Source organism: Caballeronia sp. A2-2 (assembly GCF_057612605.2).
This window is the reverse complement of the sequence record NZ_JBVFIR010000004.1, coordinates 513604-538386: the sequence shown is the minus strand read 5'-3', so window position 1 is coordinate 538386 and position 24783 is coordinate 513604. Positions and strand designations below refer to the sequence as shown.

At 59.8% G+C, this 24783-nt stretch carries 28 protein-coding genes; 8 read left to right on the top strand and 20 right to left on the bottom strand.

The features are described 5' to 3' along the window. Positions 1 to 236: 236 nt before the first annotated feature. The gene (locus ACZCWR_RS33475; RefSeq protein WP_487306373.1) at positions 237 to 1136 is read right to left on the bottom strand and encodes an alpha/beta hydrolase family protein; all 900 of its coding nucleotides are present in this window, start codon (positions 1134 to 1136) and stop codon (positions 237 to 239) included. Further along, complete coding sequence (locus ACZCWR_RS33470; RefSeq protein ID WP_487306372.1) at positions 1129 to 1329, bottom strand: DUF6566 family protein; 201 nt, start codon at positions 1327 to 1329, stop codon at positions 1129 to 1131. Before ACZCWR_RS33470 ends, ACZCWR_RS33475 begins: the two co-directional genes overlap by 8 nt. Before the next feature lie 331 nt (positions 1330 to 1660). On the opposite strand from ACZCWR_RS33470, the gene ACZCWR_RS33465 reads away from it, so the two are divergent. Continuing rightward, positions 1661 to 1939, top strand: coding sequence for an HU family DNA-binding protein (locus ACZCWR_RS33465; RefSeq protein ID WP_487306371.1), 279 nt, complete (start codon positions 1661 to 1663; stop codon positions 1937 to 1939). An 81-nt stretch (positions 1940 to 2020) separates the two neighbouring features. Here ACZCWR_RS33465 and ACZCWR_RS33460 read toward each other — a convergent pair whose 3' ends face one another. Further along, positions 2021 to 2404, bottom strand: coding sequence for a hypothetical protein (locus ACZCWR_RS33460; protein ID WP_487306370.1), 384 nt, complete (start codon positions 2402 to 2404; stop codon positions 2021 to 2023). A gap of 111 nt (positions 2405 to 2515) precedes the next feature. On the opposite strand from ACZCWR_RS33460, the gene cynS reads away from it, so the two are divergent. Next, a complete protein-coding gene (cynS, locus tag ACZCWR_RS33455; RefSeq protein ID WP_487306369.1) occupies positions 2516 to 3001 on the top strand; it encodes a cyanase in 486 nt (161 codons plus the stop codon). Between the two features lie 3 nt (positions 3002 to 3004). Here the strand turns inward: cynS and ACZCWR_RS33450 are convergent, their stop codons facing one another. Both ACZCWR_RS33450 and ACZCWR_RS33445 read right to left on the bottom strand, forming a co-directional pair. Next, positions 3005 to 3940: an amino acid ABC transporter substrate-binding protein gene (locus tag ACZCWR_RS33450; protein WP_487306368.1), complete on the bottom strand. Its 936-nt coding sequence runs from the start codon at positions 3938 to 3940 to the stop codon at positions 3005 to 3007. Positions 3941 to 3951: 11 nt separating this feature from the next. Continuing rightward, positions 3952 to 5256 carry a dicarboxylate/amino acid:cation symporter gene (locus tag ACZCWR_RS33445; protein ID WP_487306367.1) on the bottom strand — a complete coding sequence of 435 codons (1305 nt, stop codon included), beginning with the start codon at positions 5254 to 5256 and terminating at the stop codon, positions 3952 to 3954. Positions 5257 to 5419: 163 nt separating this feature from the next. On the opposite strand from ACZCWR_RS33445, the gene ACZCWR_RS33440 reads away from it, so the two are divergent. After that, on the top strand, positions 5420 to 5896 hold the full coding sequence (locus ACZCWR_RS33440) for a RidA family protein (RefSeq protein ID WP_487306366.1): 477 nt from the start codon (positions 5420 to 5422) through the stop codon (positions 5894 to 5896). On the opposite strand, the gene ACZCWR_RS33435 is transcribed toward ACZCWR_RS33440, so the two are convergent. The 5 genes from ACZCWR_RS33435 to ACZCWR_RS33415 form a co-directional block, all read right to left on the bottom strand. Then, positions 5877 to 6722, bottom strand: a complete 846-nt coding sequence (locus ACZCWR_RS33435) for an amino acid ABC transporter ATP-binding protein (RefSeq protein ID WP_487306365.1) — start codon at positions 6720 to 6722, stop codon at positions 5877 to 5879. The two genes, ACZCWR_RS33440 and ACZCWR_RS33435, sit on opposite strands and share 20 nt — an antisense overlap. Before the next feature lie 26 nt (positions 6723 to 6748). After that, positions 6749 to 7411, bottom strand: a complete 663-nt coding sequence (locus ACZCWR_RS33430; protein ID WP_487306364.1) for an amino acid ABC transporter permease — start codon at positions 7409 to 7411, stop codon at positions 6749 to 6751. A 20-nt stretch (positions 7412 to 7431) separates the two neighbouring features. Continuing rightward, on the bottom strand, positions 7432 to 8082 hold the full coding sequence (locus tag ACZCWR_RS33425; RefSeq protein ID WP_487306363.1) for an amino acid ABC transporter permease: 651 nt from the start codon (positions 8080 to 8082) through the stop codon (positions 7432 to 7434). A 2-nt stretch (positions 8083 to 8084) separates the two neighbouring features. Then, complete coding sequence (locus ACZCWR_RS33420; RefSeq protein ID WP_487306362.1) at positions 8085 to 8903, bottom strand: transporter substrate-binding domain-containing protein; 819 nt, start codon at positions 8901 to 8903, stop codon at positions 8085 to 8087. Between the two features lie 158 nt (positions 8904 to 9061). Continuing rightward, on the bottom strand, positions 9062 to 10087 hold the full coding sequence (locus ACZCWR_RS33415; RefSeq protein WP_487306813.1) for an AraC family transcriptional regulator: 1026 nt from the start codon (positions 10085 to 10087) through the stop codon (positions 9062 to 9064). Between the two features lie 118 nt (positions 10088 to 10205). Here ACZCWR_RS33415 and kce point away from each other — a divergent pair, with 118 nt between their 5' ends. The 3 genes from kce to ACZCWR_RS33400 are packed head-to-tail and all read left to right on the top strand — an operon-like array spanning position 10206 to position 13347. After that, the gene (kce, locus tag ACZCWR_RS33410; protein ID WP_487306361.1) at positions 10206 to 11159 is read left to right on the top strand and encodes a 3,5-dioxohexanoate:acetyl-CoA acetone transferase; all 954 of its coding nucleotides are present in this window, start codon (positions 10206 to 10208) and stop codon (positions 11157 to 11159) included. Between the two features lie 33 nt (positions 11160 to 11192). Then, positions 11193 to 12554 carry an MFS transporter gene (locus ACZCWR_RS33405; RefSeq protein WP_487306360.1) on the top strand — a complete coding sequence of 454 codons (1362 nt, stop codon included), beginning with the start codon at positions 11193 to 11195 and terminating at the stop codon, positions 12552 to 12554. 1 nt (position 12555) lies between these two features. Further along, positions 12556 to 13347, top strand: coding sequence for an SDR family oxidoreductase (locus ACZCWR_RS33400; protein WP_487306359.1), 792 nt, complete (start codon positions 12556 to 12558; stop codon positions 13345 to 13347). 1107 nt (positions 13348 to 14454) lie between these two features. On the opposite strand, the gene ACZCWR_RS33395 is transcribed toward ACZCWR_RS33400, so the two are convergent. Genes ACZCWR_RS33395 through ACZCWR_RS33355 form a run of 9 tightly spaced genes read right to left on the bottom strand, consistent with a single transcriptional unit; the run spans position 14455 to position 21468 of the window. Beyond that, positions 14455 to 15105, bottom strand: a complete 651-nt coding sequence (locus tag ACZCWR_RS33395; RefSeq protein WP_487306358.1) for a DUF1989 domain-containing protein — start codon at positions 15103 to 15105, stop codon at positions 14455 to 14457. Then, complete coding sequence (locus ACZCWR_RS33390) at positions 15102 to 15737, bottom strand: urea carboxylase-associated family protein (protein WP_487306357.1); 636 nt, start codon at positions 15735 to 15737, stop codon at positions 15102 to 15104. The genes ACZCWR_RS33395 and ACZCWR_RS33390 overlap by 4 nt, the downstream gene beginning before the upstream one ends. Positions 15738 to 15743: 6 nt before the next feature. Then, positions 15744 to 16352 (bottom strand): DUF1989 domain-containing protein, encoded by a 609-nt coding sequence (locus ACZCWR_RS33385; RefSeq protein WP_487306356.1) that lies wholly within the window; start codon positions 16350 to 16352, stop codon positions 15744 to 15746. Positions 16353 to 16371: 19 nt separating this feature from the next. After that, positions 16372 to 17337, bottom strand: a complete 966-nt coding sequence (locus tag ACZCWR_RS33380; RefSeq protein WP_487306355.1) for an arginase family protein — start codon at positions 17335 to 17337, stop codon at positions 16372 to 16374. 27 nt (positions 17338 to 17364) lie between these two features. Continuing rightward, positions 17365 to 18165, bottom strand: a complete 801-nt coding sequence (locus tag ACZCWR_RS33375) for an amino acid ABC transporter ATP-binding protein (protein ID WP_487306354.1) — start codon at positions 18163 to 18165, stop codon at positions 17365 to 17367. Continuing rightward, positions 18162 to 18884 carry an amino acid ABC transporter permease gene (locus tag ACZCWR_RS33370; RefSeq protein WP_487306353.1) on the bottom strand — a complete coding sequence of 241 codons (723 nt, stop codon included), beginning with the start codon at positions 18882 to 18884 and terminating at the stop codon, positions 18162 to 18164. The genes ACZCWR_RS33375 and ACZCWR_RS33370 overlap by 4 nt, the downstream gene beginning before the upstream one ends. A gap of 18 nt (positions 18885 to 18902) precedes the next feature. After that, a complete protein-coding gene (locus ACZCWR_RS33365; protein ID WP_487306352.1) occupies positions 18903 to 19559 on the bottom strand; it encodes an amino acid ABC transporter permease in 657 nt (218 codons plus the stop codon). Between the two features lie 32 nt (positions 19560 to 19591). Next, positions 19592 to 20455 (bottom strand): transporter substrate-binding domain-containing protein, encoded by an 864-nt coding sequence (locus ACZCWR_RS33360; protein WP_487306351.1) that lies wholly within the window; start codon positions 20453 to 20455, stop codon positions 19592 to 19594. Positions 20456 to 20496: 41 nt separating this feature from the next. Further along, the gene (locus ACZCWR_RS33355; protein ID WP_487306350.1) at positions 20497 to 21468 is read right to left on the bottom strand and encodes an agmatinase; all 972 of its coding nucleotides are present in this window, start codon (positions 21466 to 21468) and stop codon (positions 20497 to 20499) included. A 162-nt stretch (positions 21469 to 21630) separates the two neighbouring features. Between ACZCWR_RS33355 and ACZCWR_RS33350 the strand changes: the two genes are divergently transcribed. Then, positions 21631 to 22656 (top strand): LysR family transcriptional regulator, encoded by a 1026-nt coding sequence (locus tag ACZCWR_RS33350; RefSeq protein WP_487306349.1) that lies wholly within the window; start codon positions 21631 to 21633, stop codon positions 22654 to 22656. 6 nt (positions 22657 to 22662) lie between these two features. Here the strand turns inward: ACZCWR_RS33350 and ACZCWR_RS33345 are convergent, their stop codons facing one another. Then, positions 22663 to 23685, bottom strand: a complete 1023-nt coding sequence (locus tag ACZCWR_RS33345) for a LacI family DNA-binding transcriptional regulator (RefSeq protein ID WP_487306348.1) — start codon at positions 23683 to 23685, stop codon at positions 22663 to 22665. A 178-nt stretch (positions 23686 to 23863) separates the two neighbouring features. On the opposite strand from ACZCWR_RS33345, the gene ACZCWR_RS33340 reads away from it, so the two are divergent. Continuing rightward, positions 23864 to 24769, top strand: a complete 906-nt coding sequence (locus tag ACZCWR_RS33340; RefSeq protein WP_487306347.1) for a phytanoyl-CoA dioxygenase family protein — start codon at positions 23864 to 23866, stop codon at positions 24767 to 24769. Positions 24770 to 24783: the final 14 nt, after the last annotated feature.

The following is a 24783-nucleotide window of genomic DNA, read 5'->3' as shown; positions in this document are numbered from 1 at the left end:
TTTGTGGGAAAGTTGAGGCCGCATCGCGCCTATTTCGCGAACGGCAATAATACGCGGGCGAAATAGACTTTCGTCGGTTGTTAATAGGATTTGTCCGTGTTGTTGTTTTGATGCATGCGGTAATTTCGCCTATTGCGCGCGGGCGCAGGCGTTTCGCGCCGAACGAGAGGCGTCACGTCGGAAATTAGAACGGACGTGCGTAACTTTCTCTCGTTCAGACTAGCAAGAATGACCGGCTATTTGATCGGCGCGAGCGGCGCAAGAAAAGCGCGAACGTGCGGAAGCCAGATTGGAATGGCGTCGCGGGAAGCAAAGATGAGATGGCCGTTTTCGCCGTAGGGCGGTTCCATCACGAATTGCCCTTGTCCGCCTGATTGCTGGAAAGCAGCGAACCATGCGCGCGTGTAGGTTGGTCCGAAGAACTGATCGTTTTCGACGTAATGCCACAGCACCGGCACGCGGATCGTCCGCGAAAAATGCCCGAAGGCTGCTAGTTCGTTGTCGGGCGAGCAGGGCACGGTCGGATGTTTATCCGGATTGCCCCCGCGTCCGCCCGAAAAATTGACGACGGCGACAACGCCCGGCGGATCGAAACTCGCCGCCGCGATGGACGCGAATCCGCCCGCCGACTGTCCGACGAGCACCACATGCGCGCGGTCGATCTGCGGCAGCGTGTCCGCATACGCGATGGTCGCGAGAATATCCTGCGCGGCGGCATTGCCCGCGGCCACGTAGTCGGCGCTGTCGCAGCGCAGGCCGCTGCCTTCTTCGTAACTGCCGCCCGTCGCGCCGAAGCCGCGCCGGATCGGCACGATCACCGCGAAACCCATGTCCACGAAGGCGCGGATCTGCGGAATCGCGCGATAACGGCCTACCTTGCCGCGATTGAGCGGGTCGGCCGGGCTGCCGTGACTCAGCACGACGAGCGGAAACGGTCCCGCGCCGTCCGGTTGATAGAGCGTCGCCACGATCTCCCGTTTCGAATCGCCGAAGAAGCCTTTTTCGGTCATCGGCACCTGCACGATGGTCTCGTGCAGATCCTCGGCGAGCGTCACGGGCTCGGCGGCGCGCGCCGTGGCCATGCTCACGCACAATGCCGCCACGCACAGCCACGCGCGCGGCTTTCTGTCACGCATTCGCATCCACCCAGCCGCGCGCCCACGCCAGGCCGCTGGTCAGCGCCTCTTCCTCGGTCATGAAAACATCGAGGATGCCGCTGCTCTGGACCACGCGTGAGTCGCGCATCACGGTTCCGCTGGCGGCGTAGCCCTTGTCTCGTTCGATCGAATGGCCGTAGATCGAAAAGCCCTTGTAGACCTCTTCTTCCATCGTTTTTGTCCCGGATTCGCCGATGCGGTTTGCAAGAACATAGCATGCCGCGCGAGGAATGAGGGAGCAAGGAAATACCGATTTCAATGCTCAGGATGGCGAAGGAACGGACCGATATAACTTCCCCGCTCGCAACTAACTGTCGATGCTCCGCGACCCCGAACTTCGCTTCGCCCGATGCGTCAAACGCGCTGGAATCCAGTCGGCACCGAGAGCAGGTAATTGAAAGCAATTGGCGTTATTCGCCCGAGGGGCTTGCCTGTCGTGCCGCGAATGCGGTAGGGTGACGCCCAAACCGCGTCTATCGGCGCTCAATCAGGGAAATGTAATCATGAACAAACAGGAACTCATCGACGCAGTCTCGGCCGAGACGGGCGATAGCAAGGCCAGCACGGGCGCCGCCATCGACGCCATCTTCGATGCGGTCATGGAAGCCGTCACGCGCGGCGACACGGTCCAGCTGATCGGCTTCGGCTCGTTCTCGAGTGGCGCACGCGCCGAGCGCACCGGCCGCAACCCGTCCACGGGCGCGAGCATCACCATTCCGGCGGCGAAGACGGTCAAGTTCACGGCTGGCAAGGCGTTCAAGGATTCCGTCAACGCTTCCTGACGGCAGTCACGGGCGGCGTCGGCGCGCATGATGCGCGCCGCGCCGCCTTTTGCTTTTCTGCTCGTTAGGCATACCGAAGAATCACGCTTTCGGCATTGCCGGCTTGCCGCTGCGCTTGCGCGGTTTCGGCTCCACGCCGATGCGCGGGTCGCGCGTCAGCACCAACGCCGTGAGTTCGGCCACGGTGTCCTCGAACGCGGGATCGTCCTGCGGCACATAAAGCCATTTTCCCAGCACCGGATGCGGCCTGAGCGCGGCCAGCGCTTCCATGAGCGACGCGTGCTGCTCTCTCGATGTACACACCAAAAGCCCGTTGAACGGCGCATCGCGGTCGGCGGCGACGAGACACAGCAAACCGTCGATGTAAGCGGCATCGCAACCGAACATGCGGCGGCTCATATAGGTCGGCTCGCGTTCGAAGGCATCGAAAATCCAGATCAGCGAGTTGCGGACGGTCGAGGGCATCGGCTTAAACGTCAGTGACTAAAACTCGATGAGCTTACCGGAACATCGAGCAGCGCTTTTTTGCCGTGTTTAACTCTCCTTTCCTCATGCCAACCGAGCGAAGGAGTCGTCATGCAAACACCGCAAACACAGCAATCACAGCATTCGCAGCTTTCCCGTTCCGCGCTGACCGAGCAATGCGTCGCGCTCAAGACGCAACGTGGGCTTACGTACGCGGAACTCGCTGAAGGCACCGGCCTGAGCGTGCCTTACGTGACGGCAGCCATTCTCGGCCAGCATCCTTTACCCGAAGCGGCGGCGCATAGCGTCGCGGAAAAACTCGGACTCGGCGAAGAAGGCGCGGCGCTCTTGCAGACCATTCCCGTGCGCGGCAGCATTCCCGGCAACGTGCCGACCGATCCGACCATCTACCGCTTCTATGAAATGGTGCAGGTCTACGGCAGCACGCTCAAGGCGCTGGTTCACGAGCAATTCGGCGACGGCATCATCAGCGCGATCAATTTTCGGATCGATATCAAGAAGGTCGAAGATCCGGAAGGCGGCTCGCGTGCGGTCATCACGCTCGATGGCAAATTTCTGCCGTACAAGCCGTTCTGACGCTTACTGCGCCTCGCCGCCCGCGATCGTTTCGATGATCGTTTCAAGCTGCGCGCTCATCGGCATGTCGAGGCTCGTGCCGGACGGCAGGCGGCGCAGGAACCAGCGCTTGTATTGCCGCTCGATCTCGCCATCGGCGGCGAGTTCCTGAAACGCGCCGTGGATCACCTGCGCGAATTGCGCGTCGTTCTTGCGATACATGATGCCATATGGTTCGTACGACAGATAATCGCCGACGACCTGAAAACCGCCTGCGCCTTTCGCGGCGTTTTCCGCGATCAGGCCGTAGAGCAGTACATCGTCCGTGGCGAAGGCATCGGCCTGGCCATTCGATACGCGCGCGAAGCCTTCCGCATGATCGGGCACGACCTGCAACTGCAGACCGAGTTTGAACTTCGCATCGAGATCGTGCAGCGCTTTTTCGTTAGTTGTCCCGGCGGTCACGGCGACCTTCTTGCCTGCGAGATCGCGAAACGAATTGATCGGCAAGCCTTGCTTCACCATCACCTTTGTTCCGGCGACAAAGATGATCGGCGAGAACGCCACCTTCTTCTGGCGTTCGAGATTGCTCGTGGTCGAGCCGCATTCAAGGTCCACGCGTCCGCTCGTCACGGCATCGATGCGCGTTTCAGGCGTCACCGGCACCCACTGAATCGTCAGCGTCTTGTTGACGGCATCTTCGATGGACGACACCAGCGACTTGCACAACTCGATGGAATAGCCGATAGGCAGCTTGCGCGCGCCGAGATACGAGAAGGGCACGGACGCATCGCGATAGCCGATTGCGATGACGCCCTTGTCGCGCACCTTGGCAAGCGTGCCCGTAAGCGCGGCGGGCGCGGGTGATGTCGATTGAACGTCATCGGCCGCATGCGCGTTGGATAAAACCGCCAGCGCGCCGATCACGGCCAACGCTGCGATGAAGCGCCGCGTCGTCATGGCGGTCTCCGTCAGACTTGCGCCGGATGGGCGAGGGTGGCGTCCTGCTCGTTCTCGATGCGCGCCTCGTTCGCCTCCGCTTCCGGCTCCGACAACAGCTCGCCTTCCCACTTCGCGACCACGGCGCTGGCAATCGAATTGCCCACGGCATTCGTCGCGGACCGGCCCATGTCGAGGAACGTATCGACGCCGAGAATCAGCAGCAAGCCCGCTTCGGGAATGTTGAACTGATTGAGCGTCGCCGCGATCACCACCAGCGATGCGCGCGGCACGCCCGCCATGCCCTTGGACGTGAGCATGAGGATCAGCAGCATGGTGAGCTGCGTGGTGATCGACAGATGAATGTTGTACGCCTGCGCGATGAACAGCGACGCGAACGTGCAGTACATCATGGAGCCATCGAGATTGAACGAGTAGCCCATCGGCATCACGAAGCTCGAAATCTTGCGCTTCACGCCGAAGCGGTCGAGCGCATCGAGTATCTTCGGATAAGCGGCTTCGGAACTGGCCGTCGCGAAAGAAAGCATGAACGCTTCCTTGATGAGCGTGAGCAGCTTGAACACGCGTCGCCCGAGAAACACATATCCGGCGATGGTGAGCAAGCACCACAGCAGGATCAGGCCGAAGTAGAAATCCGCCATGAAAACCGCGAATTTCAGCAGAATCGATAAGCCGTTGACTGCCACGGTCGATGCCATCGCCGCGAGCACGGCCAGCGGCGCGAGCTTCATCACATAGCCGGTGATCTTGAGCATGACGTGCGAAAGCTGATCGATGGCGGCCAGCAGAATCTTGCCCTTTTCGCCGAGCGCGGCGAGCGCCACGCCGAAGAACATGGAGAACACGACGATCTGCAGAATCTCGTTATTCGCCATCGATTCCGCGAACGAGCGTGGCACCATGTGGCCGACGAAATCCTTTAGCGTGAATTTGGATGTCGCGAGATTCGCCGATGCGCCGATATCCGGCAGCGGAAGCCCGAGGTTATCGCCGGGCCGCAAGATATTGGACAGCAGCAATCCGAGCAACAACGAAACGATCGACGCCGTGAGAAACCACGCAATGGCCTTGGCGAACACGCGTCCGACCGAGGCCGCATCGCCCATGTGCGCGATGCCCACGACCAGCGTGGAGAACACCAGCGGCCCGATCAGCATCTTGATGAGACGCAGGAAAATATCCGACATCAGCGAGATATACCCCGCAATTTCGGCGGCGGATTTTTTATCGGGAAAACTCGTATAGACCATGTAACCCACCGCGATGCCGATGAGCATGGCGATCAGGATCCAGATGGCTGCGGAATTCTTCTTCATTTTTCCAGGCCTCCGTTAGCGGCATGTCGAATCATTGCATAACAAATTTCGGATGGAAAAGAAGGTTTTTTGTAGGCTCAATGAGAGCGTGGGATTTTCGGGTAAACGCTTAAGCGCGCTTTCCCTATACTGTCGAATTCATTAGAACGCAGAGACCATGCACATGACAAGAGACGAACATCTGCTTAGCATTGCAAGCGAATTCGATTTCGATACGCGCGAGGAAATCAAGGTCGGCGGCAAGTACACGCCTGTCTTGATCGAAGAAAATTTCGCCTATGTGGCGGGGCAGATTCCGCGAGTCGGCGCGACGGTGCGCTTCGTGGGCATCGTAGGCGATTCGATTTCACTCGACGAAGCGCGTCGCGCGGCGGGCACGTCTGCATTGCGCGCGCTGGTGTTGATCAAGAACCACTGCGGCACGCTCGATGCCGTGCGCAGCGTGCCGCGTATCACCGTGTTCGTGCGCAGCGCGCCCGACTTCACGATGCAAAGCGAAGTGGCGGACGGTGCATCGGACGTATTGCATGCGGTGCTCGGCGATGCGGGCGTGCATACGCGAACATCGGTAGGCGTGGTGCAATTGCCGAAGGGCGCGGCGGTCGAAATAGATTTCGTGTTCAAGCTGCAGGGAGCTTGATTTCAGGCTCGACTTCACTCGACCAGAACGCATTCCGGTCCAGATAATTCTGCAAAAACTGCTTCAATCGCGGATTCTCCGAGCGCCTGAAAACAAGCTGCGGATCGCCGCGCACTGCAATGCGACCTTGATCGATGAACGCAATCGTATCGGCCATTTGCGCGGCGAAACCCATTTCGTGCGTGACGACCGCCATGGTCATGCCATCGCGCGCGAGTTGCTTCATCACTTGCAGCACTTCGCCCACTAGTTCGGGGTCCAGCGCGGATGTCGGCTCGTCGAACAACATGATGTGCGGTTCCATCGCCAGCGCGCGGGCAATGGCCACACGCTGCTGCTGGCCGCCCGAGAGCTTCGCGGGATATGCATCGGCCTTGTTCGACAGCCCGACCATTTCGAGCATGCGTCCGGCCTGCGCCACGGCCTTGTCCTTTGAAAAACCGCGCACGCGCAGCAACGCTTCCATCACGTTGCCGAGCACGCTCATATGCGGCCAAAGATTGAACTGCTGAAACACCATGCCGATGTTGCGTCGCGCATGATTCAATTCGCCCGCCGATGCCCGCACGCGCTTGCCGCCGCGCTCGACATAACCGAGCAGTTCGCCTTCGATCTTCACGTCGCCGTGATCGTAAGTCTCAAGGCCCGCGATGCACCGCAGCAACGTGCTCTTCCCCGAACCCGATGGCCCGATGATGCACACCACCTGCGATTTCGCGATCTCCAGATCGATGCCGCGCAGAATGTCCGTCTCGCCGAAGCGCTTGAATAGCCCTTTCACTTCGATGAGCGGTGCCGCATCCATCACATCGTTCGTATTGCTCATAAAAACCCTCGATACTATTCGTGACATCAGGCCAGAAAGCGGCTCACGCGCGCTTCGGCCCAGTTGCCCGCGACCGTCGCCAGTTCGACCAGCACGAGATAACACACGCAAAGCGCAAGCAAGGTCTGCACATAAGCGAAAGTCGCCGAGCCGATGCCGGTCAGCACGAACGTCAGTTCCGGCACGGTCACGACAGACAGCACGGCCGTTTCCTTGCTCAGCACGATGGTGAGATTGGACAACGCGGGCAGGATCAGCGCGAGCATCTGCGGAAGCTGAATGCGCCAGATGGTTTGCCAACGCGTCAGGCCAAGACACGACGCCGCTTCCAGATGACCGCGCGGCACCGATGCGAAGCCGCCGCGAAAGACTTCCGCGAAATATGCGCCGCCGTAGAGCGTGAGACTCAGCACGCCCGCGGTGATCGGCGTAAGCGTGAGGCCGAACGACGGACCGCCGTAATACAGTAAGAAAAGCTGCACGAGAAACGGCGTGCCGCGAAATAGTTCGACGTACACACGAAGCATCGCGCGGGCAACCTTGCCGCCGAGTTGCTGAATGAGCGCGACCAACAACCCGAGCGCCGCGCCCAGCACGACACTCAACAGCCACATGCCGATGGTCGTGGCGAAGCCCGCGCCGATCTGCGAGAGATTGGCCGTGATGACGGAAGGATTGAAATGAGGCATCGCTTGAGCCGGTCCGGTTATCAGGCGACACGCAGCCGTCGTTCGGCTGCATGAGCGACCAACGAAAGCGCACCGCAAATGACGAAGTAGATCAGTCCGGCCGCCGCATACGCTTCCAACGGCTGATACGTGCTCGCCGCGATGTTCTGCGCGGTGCGCGTGACTTCCGCCACGCCGACCACCGAGATCAGCGACGATGCCTTGATGAGCAGCACCATTTCGTTGACGAGCGAGGGCAGCGTGGCGCGCATGACCTGGGGAATCTGCACGCGTATAAGCCGGTCGATTGGCGAGAGGCCCAGCATCATCGCGGCTTCGGTTTGTCCGCGTGGCAAGGTCGCGAAACCGCCGCGCAGAATCTCCGCGATATAAGCAGCGGTGCACAACGACACCGCGCTGATCGCGGCCACCACCGGCGGCACGTTGATGCCCACGAACGGCAGCAGGTAATACACGAACAGCAATTGCACGAGCAAGGGCACGCCGCGAAACACGCGAACATACACGGTGCCCGCAATACGCCATACCCGCACCGCCGATAACCGCGCACTGCACACCATCAGCGCGATAAAGAAGCCGATGACGAGGCCCGCCGCCGAGATTGTCAGCGTCATGATCGACGCATGCAAAAGCAGCGGCAGACCTTCGCAAAAGGCGGCAAGACTGAACATGATCAGTAGTTCGGCGTCGGCAACGAAGTCGGCAGATCGACCGCCACACCGAACCACTTCTTCTGCAACGATGCCAACTGACCGTTCTTGTTGAGCGTCACGAGCGCATCGTTGAAGGCCTTGATGAGCGATTCGCTGTCCGCATCCTTGCGCGTGCAATAGGCGAAATACACCTTCGCGCCGAAGGCTGGCTGCACGACCGCGAATACATTTGGCCTTTGCTTGGCGACATAAGCGATATTCGTCAGTGAGTTTGCCACTGCGTTCAGGCGGCCCGAAGCGAGGTCCGCATAAGCCTGATTGTTATCGACATATTCGCGAACCGTGGTTTCAGGCTTGAGCGTGGCGAGATACGCCTTCAATTGTTCGTTCTGCGCGCTGCTCTTTTGCGCGCCCACGGTTTTACCCGCGATATCCGACGATTGCTTGATGTTGGTATCGTTCGCGCGCTTGAGCAAGGCATCGGTTGCATCGGCGATAGGCAAGGTGAACGCATAGCGTTCCATGCGCGCCTTGGTCATCGTGAGCGGTCCTGCCACCATGTCGAACTTGCCCGCATCCAGACCCGGCAACACGCTGTCCCACGGCAAGTCGATGAAATGCACTTTCACGCCGAGAATCTTGCCGACTTCCGCGAATAAATCCTTATTGAAGCCCGCCTGCTCGCCGTTCTGAATGAAGTCGAACGGCGCGAACTGCATCTCCGTGCCGACATTGAGTTCGCCTTGCTTTTTGATGCGGGAAAGCACATCGTCCGCGTGTGCGGAAAGGCTGCTGGCGAAAAGCATCGCGGCGAGAAGATGACGTTTCCAGTATTTCATGTCAGGTAGCCCCATGACCGTTACCTTGAATAGAAGGATCGCATTCGTTTTAGTCTGCGACGACCTGTGAAATCTATCGCGCCAATTTCCCCAAAAAAATATGGTTTATCGATGTAATGCAAAGCTTTCTTCTATGCTGTGCCATTCGCTTTATCGCTTTAGCCTCGCAATTCGGCGAGTCCCTTGCCGGTCCAGCGCTTGAGCGCGCGGCGAAAGTTTGCTGCATCGCTGAAACCTAGCAACATGGCGATGTCCTCGGTCGTCATCTGCGTGGTCTTGAGGTATTCGAGCGCGAGCGAACGGCGCACATCATCGACGATGGCGATAAACGACGTGCCTTCTGCAAGCAAGCGCCGCCGCAAGGTGCGCGCGGTCATGTGCAAGGCGTCGGCCACTTCCTCCATGCCCGGAAACACGCCCGGCTTGCTCATCAAAAGCTGATACACCTCGCCCGATACGCCCGCCGAAGTCTTCGCCTGTCCGATCAACCGGTCGCATGTTTCCTGCAACAGCGTCGCAGTGAGTTTGTGCGCGAGTTGAGGTTTCATATCGAGAATGGCGCTGTCGTAGACCATCTCGCACTGCGGCTGATCGAAGAGACAAGGACAGCCTAAATACGATTCGTAAAGCGCGGCATGCGGCGGCGCGGGATACGAAAAACACGCCCGAAGCGGCGGACACGAACGCCCCGCGACATCCTGCAAATGCGTGACGTGCTGCATATATTGCTGCTCGATGATGAACGCGCCGAGTTCACGCGAAGGACTGGAAACGAAGGCATCTGGAAACGTCCAGACCATGCGGTCCGGGTATTCCGTCCATTCGATTGCGACCGTCGGCGTCGCCAGCCGGTGATATTTGACGCCCAGTTTGAAGTAGTCCCGCAGCGACAGACACGACATGAGCGCGTAGCCGTACATGCCATACGCCGACAAATGCAGCCGCATGCCGACCTTGAACGGCGTATCCGGCGCGCACGATAGCGCGATGCCATTGCGACAAACGAGCGCGTATTGCCCGACCGACGTCATGACCGCAGCATCGTAAAGCTGCTCCACCAGCACGTCCGTGCCTTTCAGACTCGTTTCAGGCGCGATGCCCTGTTCGGCCAGCACTTCCACGAGCGCGGCGATCTTGTACGGCGCGAACATGCGTTCGTTCAGCGGCGGTCGCACCGATGCCACGATCGAGTTCAAGAGAATGTCCTCACGAGACGTCCGGGTGTCCGGAAATGACCTTTTCGTAGCGATGCTATCGCTTTAGCATCGGTATCACAAGATCACAACGAAATCAGGAGACGTCATGAGCAGCACAGGCCGCAAGGTCATCATTTCATGCGCCATCACGGGCGCCACGCACGTTCCGTCGATGTCGGAATATTTGCCGATCACGCCGCAGCAGATTCGCGATCAGGCTATCGATGCGGCAAACGCGGGCGCGGCGGTCATTCATCTGCATGCACGCGATCCGCTCGACGGACGCCCCACGCCCAGCCCCGACGTATTCAATGAGTTTGTGCCCGCTATCGCGCAGGCGACGGATGCGATCATCAACATCACGACCGGCGGCAGCACGCGCATGACGCTCGAAGAACGGCTGGCGTATCCGCGTTTGCTCAAGCCCGAGATGTGCTCGCTCAACATGGGGTCGATGAATTTTTCCATTCATCCGCTGGCCGCGAAGATGCCTTCGTGGAAATACGGCTGGGAGAAGGATTATGTGGAAGGCATGGAGGACATGATCTTCCGCAACACCTTCCGCGATATCCGGCACATTCTGCTTGAGTTGGGCGAGCAGGGCACGCGCTTCGAGTTCGAATGCTACGACCTGGGCCATCTCTACAACCTCGCGCATTTCGTCGATGCAGGGCTCATCAAGCCGCCGTTCTTCATACAAGCGGTGTTCGGCATTCTCGGCGGCATGGGTGCCGATCCTGAGAACCTCACACTCATGCGCTCGACCGCCGACCGTCTTTTTGGCCGCGAAAACTACCACTTTTCCGTGCTCGGCGCGGGGCGTCATCAGATGCCGCTCGTCACCATGAGCGCGATCATGGGCGGCAATGTGCGCGTTGGACTGGAAGACAGCGTGTATCTCGGCAAAGGCGTGAAGGCACAATCCAACGCGCAGCAAGTGCAGAAGATTCGACGCATTCTGGAAGAGCTTTCGTTCGAAATCGCCACGCCCGCGGAAGCCAGATCGATGCTTGGCCTTAAAGGCGCGGATAAGGTTTCTTTCGAGCCACTCACTGCCTGAGCGTAGTACATATAAAAGAGTAAGGAGACATTCATGACGACCGACACGATTGCCGATGGCGGCGATGCGCTTCATCGGCAAGCAACGCTCAAAGCCATGGCGAGGCTCATTCCGCTGATGTGCCTCATCTATTTCATGTCCTTTCTCGACCGCACGAATGTTGCGCTCGCTAAAGGTCAGCTTGCCATCGATGCGGGCATCAGCGCGGCGGCGTATGGCTTTGGCGCAGGCATATTTTCGATTGGCTATGCGCTGCTTGAAGTGCCCAGCAATCTGGCGGCGCATCGCTTCGGACCGCGACGTTGGATTGCGCGTATCGCGGTGACGTGGGGCATCGTGTCCACGCTGATGATGTTCGTGCAGGGCGCGACCTCGTTCTATGTGTTGCGCGTGGTGCTCGGCATCGCGGAATCGGGGCTTTTTCCGGCATTGATGTACATGGTCACGCTTTGGTTTGCGCCTGAAGACCGGCCTGTTGCGGTGGGATGGATCTATACCGCGCCAGCGCTTGCGCTTGTCATTGGCAGTCCGATTGGCGGCGCGTTGATGCAGTTAGGCGGCATCGGCGGACTACACGGCTGGCAATGGATGTTCATGCTCGAAGGCATTCCGAGCATCGTGGTGGGCGTGCTGCTGTTCTTCAAGCTACCCGACCGGCCTTCGCATGCGCGATGGCTTACGAAGCCGGAAGCGGCCTCCTTGGAAGCGCGTGCCGTGATCGATTCGCAGGGTCACCCGGAACTGACATCTGCCGACTGGCTCGCCGCGCTCAAGCGGCCAACGACGGTGCTGATCGGGCTCATCTACTTTCTGAATCAGGTGGCGTTCGTCGGCCTGTACTTCTTCGCGCCCGCAATGATTCATCAGATGCATGTCGATTCGCCGTTCATCATCGGGCTGTTGTCCGCGAGTGTCGGCATTGGGTTTTTGTTCGGCGTGCTGATCTTGCCGCGTATTCATCGACGTATGAACAACGATTGCGTGTATCTCGGCTGGCTCACATTCGGACTCGTGGCGGGCGCTTGTGCGTATCTCGTCGCGGGCAGTCCGATGGCGCGCATCCTTTGTCTCGCGGTGACGGCGTTCTTCGGCGGCGGCGTGTTGCCGACCTATTGGGCCATCGCGATGAAACGCCTGCAAGGCATTCAGGCGGCGGCGGGGCTGGCGTTCATCAATACGCTTGGGTTGCTTGGCGGCTTCGTCGGACCGTATCTTTTCGGCATGACGGAGACGATCACCGGGCGCAGCGATTCGGGCTTCGGCGTGATCGTGGCGGCGTCGGTGCTCGGGTTGTTGCTTGTGCCGCTGCTGGCGCGCGCTATTCGGCGTGAATCCGGCGTGCGGGTTGGCATTGTCGCGAATGCGGGCGTGCAGCAACCCATGATGAGGAAGTGAAATGAGCGCACTTGATTTATTGAAGCCGCAACCGGGTTTGCGCGTTTTTGTCTCGGCGGGCGCCTCGGGAATCGGGCTGGCGATTGCACAGGCCTTTCTTGATGCACGAGCACAAGTCTCTATCTGCGATGTCGACTCGCAAGCGATCGAACGTGCGCGTGAAGCGCATCCCGGGCTTCATGCGAGTGTCGCGGATGTCTCGGACCGGGAACAAGTCGATAACGTCATTGATGAAGCCGCGCGCGTGATGGGCGGTCTCGACGTTCTGGTGAACAACGCGGGCATTGCCGGTCCGACCGGTGCTATCGAAGACCTCGACGTTGAACAATGGGAACGCACGGTGAGTACGAATCTTGATAGTCAGTTTTACTTCCTGAGGCGTGCGGTGCCGTGGCTCAAACGTAGTCCGAATCAGGCAAGCATCATCGCGATGTCGTCCGTCGCGGGGCGGTTGGGTTATGCGTATCGCACGCCGTATGCATCGACGAAATGGGCGATTGTCGGGTTGGTCAAATCGCTCGCTGTGGAGCTCGGGCCGAGCGATATTCGCGTGAATGCGATTTTGCCGGGCGTGGTGGAAGGGGAACGCATGAATCGTGTGATCGCGGCGCGTGCGGAGGCTACGGGTGTGGAGTTCGATGTCATGCGCGACCAGTATCTGAAGAAGATCTCGCTTCGGCGCATGGTGACGATGGATGATATCGCTGCGATGGCGCTGTTTCTTGCTTCACCGGCGGGGGGGAATGTGACGGGGCAGGCGATTAGTGTGGATGGGAATGTAGAGTATCTTTAAGATGGTGTTGGGTGCTGGTTTATGTATGTCGTGCAAGGGGCTGCTGTTGTTTGTGTCTTTATTGCAGTAGCCGCCTCCCCGGCGGGGGGGTAACTTTCTTTGCTGCTGCAAAGAAAGTCACCAAAGAAAGCAGCTTTTACCCCCATGCACGATGGCTGGAGAGGGTGGTCTGGATTAACGATGCAGTGGTCGCAATAGGACCTTCCACGCATAACTTGCCGCTTAGGCAACCTCGCGACCACCCGCTCGAATCCTTTGGTCTTAGTGGACCGCAGTCATTCCTTCGGCCATGCGCTGCGCGCGCCGAGAACGTAAGAACGGAACCCCGCAGCCTATCAGCGCCCAGCCACCTCACGCTTCCCCGCTAGATTGTTATTCGGTCCTACCTTGGTTAGTGCTCCGACTAAAAGTGAGTTGCGTTGGTGTGCGAGCTTTGCCCAGAAGCGCTTACCAAGGTTGGGCCCAATGGGAGAGGTGCGATGCGGTGTGATGTGACTGGGCACTCATACGCTGCGGGATTCCGTTCTAAAGCTCTCGGCGCGCGCAGCGCATGGCCGAAAGCATGAGCGCGGTCCACAGAACCAATAAGATTCGAGCGCGCAATCGCCAGGTTGCCTAAGCGACAAGTTATGCGTTGCAAGTCCTATTGCGGCCACTGCATCGTTAATTCAGACCACACTTTCCAGCCAGCGTGCGGAGGGGTAAAAGCTGCTTTCTTTGGTGACTTTCTTTGCAGCAGCAAAGAAAGTTACCCCCCCGCCGGGGAGGCGGCTACTGAATAAAGAGCACAACCAAGAGAAGCCCTTTGCACGAAAGAACAACAAAATCAAATGCACCCGCCTACACTTTAACGCGCTTAAAAAAGCGACCCAACACACTCCACCACGCGGCACGCTCAACCAAAGGCTCACCCGCATACTCCCTCAACGCATCCTCGATCAACAACAATTCAGGCGTAACAAAAGGCGCTCGCATCATGGCAGATTCCCTCCGCTTCATAACCCTTCAAAGCAATTTCAAGGCCGAGCAAAAAGAACCCATTCAGCGAACAAAGCACGCATGCTTATGCACCGGCATGAAGAACCAACGCACCGCCATCAAGCACGCTCACACTTCCGGCACCCACGTCCGCGTCCCCGGCAATGCAGAATAAAAACCTTCGAGCACAACAATCTCAACCGGTTTCGGCGTGTTATCCCCTTGCCCCTGAATCTTCACGATGTCCTGCGGACACGCTGAAAACGCCACGAAGCAATCCATCTCCGCGCGCAACGTGATGTATTCGCCAGGCTTCGTCACAGTCGGCAGCGTATGCAACGTGATGCCATCCGCCTGCACACGAATGTTCATGAAGATATTGAACGATGCGAGGTTCGCACGCGGCGGCGTCACGCCGAGCGCAAACATGCCTTCGAACATGTTGTCGCAGCAGTTGCGATGATAGCCGCGCACGCCGAGCAGTTCATAACGTTTGCGGTCGCAGGCGGCCATGAAGGTATCGTGAACGCCGGGCGTGGTGTCTTCCACGACAGTGAGAATGGGATGCCGCTGGTTCGTGACGAAACTATCGCCCGTGATGGGATTGAGCCGCTGATTCCAGACGCGCGTCGTTTCCATGCACATATACTCGCCAAGGTCGTAGGCGTTCCACGCCCAACAATCGACGACTTGCGTACCATGCGTATTGACCACGCGCACGGCTTGACCCGCTTCGAGACGAACGGCCTTGCCGTGTCTTGCCTCCACGATAAACTTCATAACTGATTCAACTCCTCCGCAGCAGCAAGCTCAAGCGCGCCAGGCCGGTCATTGCCGGGAATACCCGTGCAGCATGCGGACACGATGAACACCATATCCGCCACAACACGGCACGCGATGAAATCGCCTATACGTATAGCGTTTTCTCGCGGCTCGATCAGGCCATCTTGATGCAGATGCACATGCATGAAGAGATTGATCGGGTCCGGCATCTTCGGCGGCGTCAGTCCTTCTTGCGCGATGACCTTTGCCACCGATTCGACGCATCCAGTTTGTCCGCCATAACCTTTCTCTTCAAGATAAGCCGTGGTCGATGCAGGCAACAGCAAGTCATGACGCCCTATCGAATCCTTACCGAGCACCATCAACGCACGCCTCTTATTACTGACGATCCGCATGCCCGCCTGCAACACATACGAATTGCTGAACACACGCGTGTGATGCACCGACATGAACACATCGGGATTAGTTCGGCTGAAGCCGAACAGCGCGGCGGTTGCGCCCGCGTCCTTCGCTTCGATTCGAAAAATCTGCCCGGCCTTCACATCGATCGCACGGCTTTCGCCTGCCGGAACGAGCACACGCACAGGCGGCAGCGGCGCGCGCTGCGGAGTGTCTTTGAGTAAGAGCATGAACGTTCAGTTAGCCTGAGCATGAATAAAAATGGCGATGTCCGTCACACGCAGCCCATTGCCCGGAATTATGTCCTGCGGACACGACGACACCGCGCACAACAAATCCTCCAACACTTCAAACGTGATGCGGTCGCCTGCTTTACTCGTCGGGTCGGTCACCTGCATGCGGCGATCCGGCGTGACGGGTCCGTTCTGAAACAGATTGAACGGCTCGGGCACTTCGAACGGAGAAAGTCCATGCAGCGCAAGCCCCGAATGCATATTGTCGAGACAATTGCGATGCCCCGTCACGTTGAAATCGACGGTGAAGCGCGTGTCGTCGCAAGCGGGTACGTTTGCATCGTGCACGCCTACCGTGTCTTCGATCACGCGCAACAGCGGTCTTCCAAGCGATGAATACAACGCATCTCCTACGTTAAAGAAAAGCGAACGCAAGGCGCGGCGCGTATGCGTCGGCGATAGCTTCTCGTGCTTGTCCGATGCCGCCACCGCGACAAAATCCGCCGCTTGCTGGCCTTCGAGATCGATGATCGTGAGGAACTGGCCGGCCTTTACTTCGAAGGCGCGTCCGTGGCCTGCCTTGACGGTCAGCGTTTGAATGGGTTCGTTCATCGCGTACGCTTCCATTCGATCAACGCGGACGCGCAAGACGACGCGCGGCCCAGCGCGGCTGCGCGCAGATGTTGCCAAGGAATTCCACCACGGTCAGCGCGCCGAGATACGACGTCACGCCCGTACGTGCATCGAGCAAGGGATTCACTTCGACGAAATCGAAGCCCGCCACATCGTGACGCACGGCTATCGCCTTCAGCGAATCGCGCAAGTCGGCGTACGTCATGCCGTCCGGTTCCGCCGACACGCAGCCCGGCGTGAGCGACATATCCATCACATCGACATCGATGCTCACATACACGCGCGATCCTTCCGGCAAGGAGTCCGCCACGCCTTGCGGTCCCAACTCGCGAAACTCGTTGATCGGTATCACGCGATTACCCGATGCAATCACGTCCTCGATTTGCGCGGGCGCGTGACGCAGACTGCGAATGCCGACTTGCGTAAGACTCAGCGTGTTAGGCAATGCAGCCACATGACGAAACGCGTGCCCGTTCGTATGCTCCATTTCATGCTCGAAGGGCGCAAAGTCCGTGTGCGCATCGAAATGAATGACGTGCAGCTTTTCATCGAACGCGCGGAAGATGGAGTCGGTGATCGAGTGATCGCCGCCGAGCGCGACCGGCATCGCACCACGTTCGATGATGCCGCGCGCCATGCCCGTGATATTCGCGAACGTGCGCTCCACGTTGGTGGGATGAATATCGACATCGCCGACATCGGCGATCAGGCCATCGCGCATTTCTTCGACGAGATATTGCGTGCGCGTGCGCGGATCGTAATAGCCGCCTGCGCCCGCGCCGAAACGCAGCGAGTGCTCGCGCAGCGAACGCGGCGCCATGCGCGAGCCGGGAAAGAAGGGCGAACCTTCATCGAAGGGAACACCAAACACGGCGATGGCGGCATCGAGCTTGCTCAAGTCTTCACAGATGCGCGCGCGCAAAAAGGAAGGAATGCCAACATATGGCCGATTGACTCGTTGCATGCGGAACGACTCCTGAAAATGAAAGGCCTATTCGACGGCCAGGGAAAGACGTTCGGGCGCGGCATGTTGCAGAAAGGCGCGCAGACGTTCGGTGCGCGGCTTGTTCAGCAACTCACGCGGCGGACCTTCTTCGACGATGCGCCCGCCATCCATGAACGCCACACGATCGGCCAGCGCCGCCGCGAAGCCCACGCTGTGCGTGACGACGAGCATCGTCGTGCCTTGTGCCGCGAGCGACTTGAGCAACTCCAGCACTTCGCCGACGAGTTCGGGATCGAGTGCGGAAGTCGGTTCGTCGAACAGCATCACGGCGGGGTCCATCGCTAAAGCGCGTGCGATTGCCACGCGCTGACGTTGACCGCCCGACAGCGATTGCACGGAACGGCTCGCATAAGGACCGAGACCGAGCCGTGCGAGCAGCGTATTGCCACGGCTTTGCGCATCGCTGCGCGAACGGCCGAGCACCACGCATTGCGCGCGCACCACGTTTTCCAGCGCGCTCATGTGTGGCCACAGATTCAACTGCTGAAACACGAGGCCGATGCGCGGACGAATGCGGTCGATCTCCTGTCGCGTCTGCCGCTCGATCACGCCTTCGCCGATCTGCCTTCTGCCGAACGCCTGCCCGCCCACTTCGATGAAACCATCGTCAGGCGGTTCGAGCCAGGTCGCGCAACGCAGCAGCGTGCTCTTGCCACATCCGCTCGGGCCGAGCAGCGCGACGATCTCGCCTTCGCGCACATCGAGATAGAAGTCGTCGAGGACGGTGGCGTTGCCGTATCGTTTGTTGATGCCAGAAAGACGCAGCGCGATGCCTCCGGTACTCATTGCGCGCTCCGTTTTTCAAGCGACAGATAGCGTTCCGCAAGCGCGTTTCGCGTGATGCGCACATCGTGCGCGCCGCCCGTGCGACGTTCGAGCCATCGCGCTATTTCCGCTGTCGCAATCGCGATCAGCCAGTAAAGGCCGGCCACCGCCGCGAATACTTCGAACGGCGCAAACGTATTGCCCTGCACGATCAGCCCTTGATAGCTCAATTCGGGCACCGTGACGGACGAGAGCACGGCGGATTCTTTCATCATCGATAGCGTGATGTTGGTGGACGGCGGCACGAGCGCGCGCAAGATTTGCGGCACGATCACATGCCGCGTCGCCTGAATGGGCGACATGCCGATCACGCGCGCCGACTGATACTGTCCCGCAGGCAAGGCCTGCACGGCCGCGCGAATCACCTCGGCGTAATAGACGCTCGCGAACGTGGCGAGCGATACCGTGCCCGTGAAAATAGACGGCAGACGCACGCCCGCGAACGGCAATCCGTAATGCACCACGAACAGCAAAATGATGAACGGCACGCTGCGAATCAGCGTGATCCAGCCGCCTGCGAGCATGCGCAATGGCCGCTGCGGCGCGATACGCATCAACGCCAGCAACATGCCCATGAGATAGCCAATCACCAACGCGCACGCGCAGATTTCGAGCGTCAATAACGCGCCGCGCAGAAACAGCGGCATGTTATCGACGATGATGGAGAGATCGAATTTCATCGCGGATATCACCGTGTTTTAAGTACGCAGCGCGACGTTGCGTTCGATCACCCGCGCGCATACGTTGAGCAACAGGTTGATGACCACGAACATGAGCGCAGCGCCAAGCAGCGTTTCAAACGGCCTGAACGATGACGCCGCGATCTGCTGCGCGCGTCGCAAAACATCGACCACGGTGATGACCGAAAGCAGCGCCGTCCCCTTGATGACGATGGACGCTTCGTTCACAAGCACCGGCAACGCGCGCCGCAACACTTGCGGCAAGATCACATAACGCCAGATCGATGCAGGCCGCAAACCGAGCGCGGTAGCCGCTTCGACCTGACCGGGATCGAGCGTGCCAAGGCCCGCACGCAGAATCTCGCTCACGAACACCATGCTATTGAACGCAAGCGCCGCGACGCCCGCCGTTTGCGCGCTAAGATTCAGTCCCGCAGCGGGCAACACATAGAAGAAGATAAAAATCTGAATGAGCAAAGGCGTGCCACGCACGAAGCTGATGACCACGCCGATGATGCTGTTGACCCATCCGATCTTGGCCGCGCGCAGCACTGTCAACGCGATGCCCAACACAACCGCGAGCAAAATCGAAATGGCGGCGAGACGAAGGTTCGTCAGCGCCGCCGTGGCGAGCGACGGCAGCACGGACCACAGATAATCGAAGTTGAATTTCATCGTGCTGCTCCGCTCATGCGCGTGCCATGCGCTTACATCGCGCCGGGCGGCAGGTAACCGCTGTCGGGAATCTTCATCTCATAGCCGAACCACTTCTTCTGCAATGCGCCGAGGCGTCCGTCATCGCGCATCTTGCGGATCACGCCGGAGATGTAGTCGCGCAGGTCTTTGTCTTCGGGACGCGTAACCCACGCGAGATACGTATATGCACCTTCGATCTTCACCGGACCGCCGAGTGCGAAGCCATCGGGATGCTGCTTGACGAGCACGGCAAGACTTGGCAAAGATTGAATCACGCTGTCCACTTCGCCGTTCGACAACGCCACATATGTTTCGGGGAACGATGTATACAGCTTCAGTTGCTTGAAGCCTGCGCCGCCCGCTTTCTTGAGTTGCTCATCGAGAGCGCGCGCGACCGGTTCCGTCGATGAAGCGAGCTGCGTTGCCACGACCTTGCCGTTGAGGTCCGTCGCCTTGAGCGCTTCGCCCTTGCGATCGAGCAGATACGGCGTGCCATCCGCAATCGGCAGCGTGTAGGCATAGCGCTTCGCACGTTCTTCGTTGATGCCCACGGTCGTCGCGACGAAGTCGAATTTGCCCGCGACCACGCCCGGCAGAATGCCCTGCCACGGCAAGTCCATTTGCACGAGCTTGGCGTTGAGCGACTTGACCACTTCCGCGAGAATGTCCGACCCGTATCCGACGATCTTGCCGTCCTCCACGAATTCGAACGGCGGATAGGCGGCTTCGGTGCCGACCGTCACCGTGCCCGTGCGTCGGATTTTTTCGAGCGTCGTTTCGGCGAACGCGCTGTGCGGGGCGGCGACCAGGGCCAGTAGCGCCGTGCAGAGCGTCGTCGCGATGGCCGCGCGCGCCCGTCTCGGGAAACGAATCATGAAGCTCTCCGAAGTATCGATGTGGGGAAGGGTGTTCTTCGTCAGACGGGCGGCGCGTCGAAGTAATCGGCCCGCACGGCAGCGCCGATTAGATTCACGATCAGCCGTCCCGCCGTGATGCACGAAATCATGTTCACGTCCATGGACGGCGTGATCTCGACGATATCCATGCCGACCACGCGGCCCTTCTTCACAAGGCCGTGAATCAGTTTGCGCACCTGATGAAAGGTGAGCCCGCCGGGCGCGGGGCCTTCGACGGCGGGCATCACGGTCGGGTCGAGACCATCGGCGTCGATGGTGATGTAGTAGCGCTCACCATCGGGAATCATCGCGAGCACGGACTCGATGCCTTCGTCATGCACCTGAAACGCGGGCACGATATGCGAGCCGTATTCGGTCGCGGCCACCACTTCCTCGGGCCGCGCGCTGCCTTGCGCACGCATGCCGATCTGATAAATCGCCTTGACGTGCGGCATTTCCGATGCACGGCGAATCGGGCTGGACAAGCCATCGCGTACGCCGTTCACGCTGTCGCGCCAGTCGAGGTGGGCATCGACGTGAACGATGGTGATGGGTCCGGCATCCGCGAAACCGCGCAGCACGGGCGTGGTGATGCCGTGATCGCCACCGATGGTCACGGGCATCGCGCCCTTCGCGACGATCTTGCGAATGGCCTGTTCGGCGCGCACATAGTGGCTGCGCAGATCGTTGAAGTCGGCGGGGACGTTGCCGACATCGACCACTTTCAATGCGCGGCCTGCGTAGATCGGGCCGCCGACGTCGTAGTCGTAGCGTTCGAGCGAACGGCACACGCGGTCCGTGACCGAGCGCACCGCATCCGGCGCGTTGATCTGATCGTTGGAGATGGCGCGCGCATCGTAGGCGCTGCCGTAGGGCAGACCCATGATGGCGACGTGCGCATCGAGACGATCGAGATCGGTTTCGACGGGCGAATACAGGAAACTCCGATGCTGGCCCGCGAACGGCGGCACGGTCAGAGGCAAGGTGCTCATGCGCTTTCCTTTTGCGTTGGTGCAATCACGGTTGGAATGTGTCGCAGTCTAGGAAGCCATAAGCGCGCAAAGGAGTGCCGCCAAAATAACCATGCGTGCATACCTTGCAACCTAAGCAACTGGCACCGTGCTTGCATTGCACTGGAGAAAACGGGGAAATGCATGAAGCTGACGCAGATTTCGCACCGCCGCAGTGCCATCCGGCCCGCAATCGATTCTTCGACGCAGGCGAATGCCGCAACCTTTGCCATCGGCGAAGGTGATTTGCGGCTGTTCCGCATCTTTCGCGCGGTGGCGGAAGCGGGCGGTCTCGCGGCGGCGGAAATGGCGCTCGGGATGGATCGCTCGACCATCAGCCGGCAACTCAGCACGCTGGAAACGCGGCTGAATGCGCGGCTTTGCTTTCGTGGACCGAGCGGTTTTCAGTTGACGGAGTTCGGACGTGCCGTGTTGCGCGCGGCCATCAACGCCGACGATACTTTGCAGATGATCGGCCACGAACTCGACCGCGCGCGCAGTGTGATGAGCGGCAGCCTGCATGTGGGCGTGGCGGACAACTGCCTGACCAATCCCGATTGCGCGCTGGTCGAAGCGCTGGCGCAGTTCAGGCAGCTTGCGCCCGATGTCACCGTGCATCTGTCCATTCATTTGCCATCCGAACTACTTGCGAAGCTCACGGACCGTCAGTTGCAGCTTGCGATGACGGGCACGACGCTCGGCGTCACCGGCACCACGGTCGGCAGTGCGCGCATGTCCTGCGCGCCGTTGTTCGAGGAGACGTTCGAACTCTACGTGGCCGAGCGTGAAGGCGAGCCGCCGCCGTCGCTGGGCGAACTCGCGGAGCAGGGTTATGAACTTGTCGTGCGTGAGCGCGATCCGCATACTTCGCGGCTCGTCGAGCAAGTCGGCATTGCGCGGCATGGTGTATCGGTCGGGCTGGAAGCGGTCGCGACCTTGCTTGCCAGCGGTCGTTTCGCGGGCCTTCTGCCGACGCATTACGTCCGCGCGTTGCAGTCGATGTACCGCTTCGTGCCGGTGAGGAATGCGGAGTCGGTGAGCTATCGGTCCGTGTTCGCGCTGGTTCGCGTGGAGGACCGGCAGCTTGCGCCGAGCGCGGAGCTATTCATGCAGCTTTTGCAGGACGCGCATCGTGGCCGATGCAGCGAGGGTGCGCGCGCATCGGCCTGAGCAACATCAGGCGCTGCCACGCTCGACCACCGAAAACCCAAGATCGATACGCGGATTCGCGGGATGCACGCCATCGAGATAATCGAGCAGCATGGTCCCGGCGAGCCGCCCGATTTCGAGCGACGGCACGCGGATCGTGGTGATGCCGGGATGCGTCGCCGAAGCAATGGGCAAGTCCGCGAAGCCCATGATCGACAATTCCTCCGGCACGCGAATGCCACGCCGCTGACAATCGAACAGCGCGCCTGCCGCGAGCATGTCGCTCGAACAGAACAGGCCATCGAGTTTGGGGCGTTTTTCGAACAGCGTGTCGAGCATGGCGGAGGCATCCGTGATGCCCGAAGGCCGGTCGAGCATGATGGCTTCGATCTTCGGCAATCTCGCTTCCTTCGCCGCGGCGCGCAGCCCTTCCAGACGCGCATTCGAGCGCGCTTCGTCGCTGCCGAGATAGCCGATATATCGACGTCCTTTCGATGCGAGATGCCGTCCCGCCGCCGCGCCCGCATCGCGATGCGAAAGCCCGACGAGCATGTCGATTTCATCGTTCGAGGTATCCCACGCTTCGACAAAGGGAATGCCGCAACGGCGAATGCGCTTCTCCAGATCGGCGGGCCGTGAGGTGCGGATCAGCATGATGCCGTCCACGCGGCGCCCGACGAAGGCATCGATCAGTCGCATTTCTTCGCTGGCGTTATAGAGGCATTGGCCGAGCAGCAATTGATAGCCCTTGACCGCGAGCATTTGCGACAGCCCGCTGATCGTCTCCGAAAAAAACGCGTTCTCGATGGTCGGAATCACTGCGCCGATAATCCGCGAGCGGTTCGACGCGAGACTTCCCGCGTTGAGATTCGGCACATACCCCAGCCGTTCGATGGCCGCCTGCACCGCCGCCAGCGATTCCGCCGACACCAGTTCCGGCTGATTCAACGCGCGCGATACCGTCATGCGGCCGACTTTCGCTTCGCGCGCGACGTCTTCCATGGTCGGGCGAGCGAGAATTTTCCGTGTTGCAACATCCGTTTGATCCATGTTTTCTCGTGCTGGCTGAGGGTTTTCCCGTTTATTGACACCTCGTTCGAAGCACTATACCTTGAATGGGAGCGCGCACATCAGGCAGAGATTCAGGCAAGACCCGTGACGGATGACCAAGCGAATCCGACGCAAACATGCTGCAAAATGGGAGCGCTCCCATCATGTTTTCGAGGAGATGAACGTGCTTACGACGGAGCAGGTAGGGCAGTACGACAAGGACGGTTATGTGATCGTCACCGATGTTTTCAGCGAAGAACTCGTGGCGCGCATGCGTCGCGTCACGGACGAACTGGTCGAGAAATCGCGCACGCTGACGCAATCCGATGACGTGTTCGATCTCGCGCCGACGCACACCGCCGAGCGTCCGCGCGTGCGTCGCATCAAGGACCCGATTCGCGTCGATCCGGTGTTCATGGAAGCGCTGAAGCATCCCAAGCTGATTGCCGCGTTGACGAGCCTGCTCGGCCCGAATCTGCGCGTGCGCAACACCAAGCTCAATCTGAAGGAAGCGCATGTCGGCGATCCGGTCGAATGGCATCAGGACTGGGCGTTTTATCCGCATACGAATCAGGATGTGCTGGCCGTTGGCGTGATGCTCGACGACTGCGAATTGGAGAACGGCCCGCTGCTCATCATTCCGGGCAGCCATAAGGGCGAGGTCTATAGCCATCACACGGACGGCTATTTCTGCGGCGCGATGGACCCGACCACGTGCGATGTCGATTTCAGCCGCGCCGCGCCTTGCACGGGCAAAGCCGGTTCGTTCTCCATTCACCACGCGCGCGCCATTCATGGATCAGCGGAAAACACGTCGAACCGTCCGCGTCGCTTGCTGCTGTATGAAATCACCGCCGCCGATGCGTGGCCGCTGTCGGGTGGTGGTTTGCCGCTCAAGAGTCTCGAAGAATTCAACGAGCGCATGATCGCGGGCGAGCCGACCATCAAGCCGCGCATGGAAGACGTGCCGGTCATCATGCCGCTGCCGCCCGCGCCTAAACAAGGCTCGATCTATGAGAACCAGACGTCGCTCAAGAACCGTTTCTTCGCGACCAAAGCCACGGCGGATGCAGTCTCGATGTAAGCATCGAACGGGAG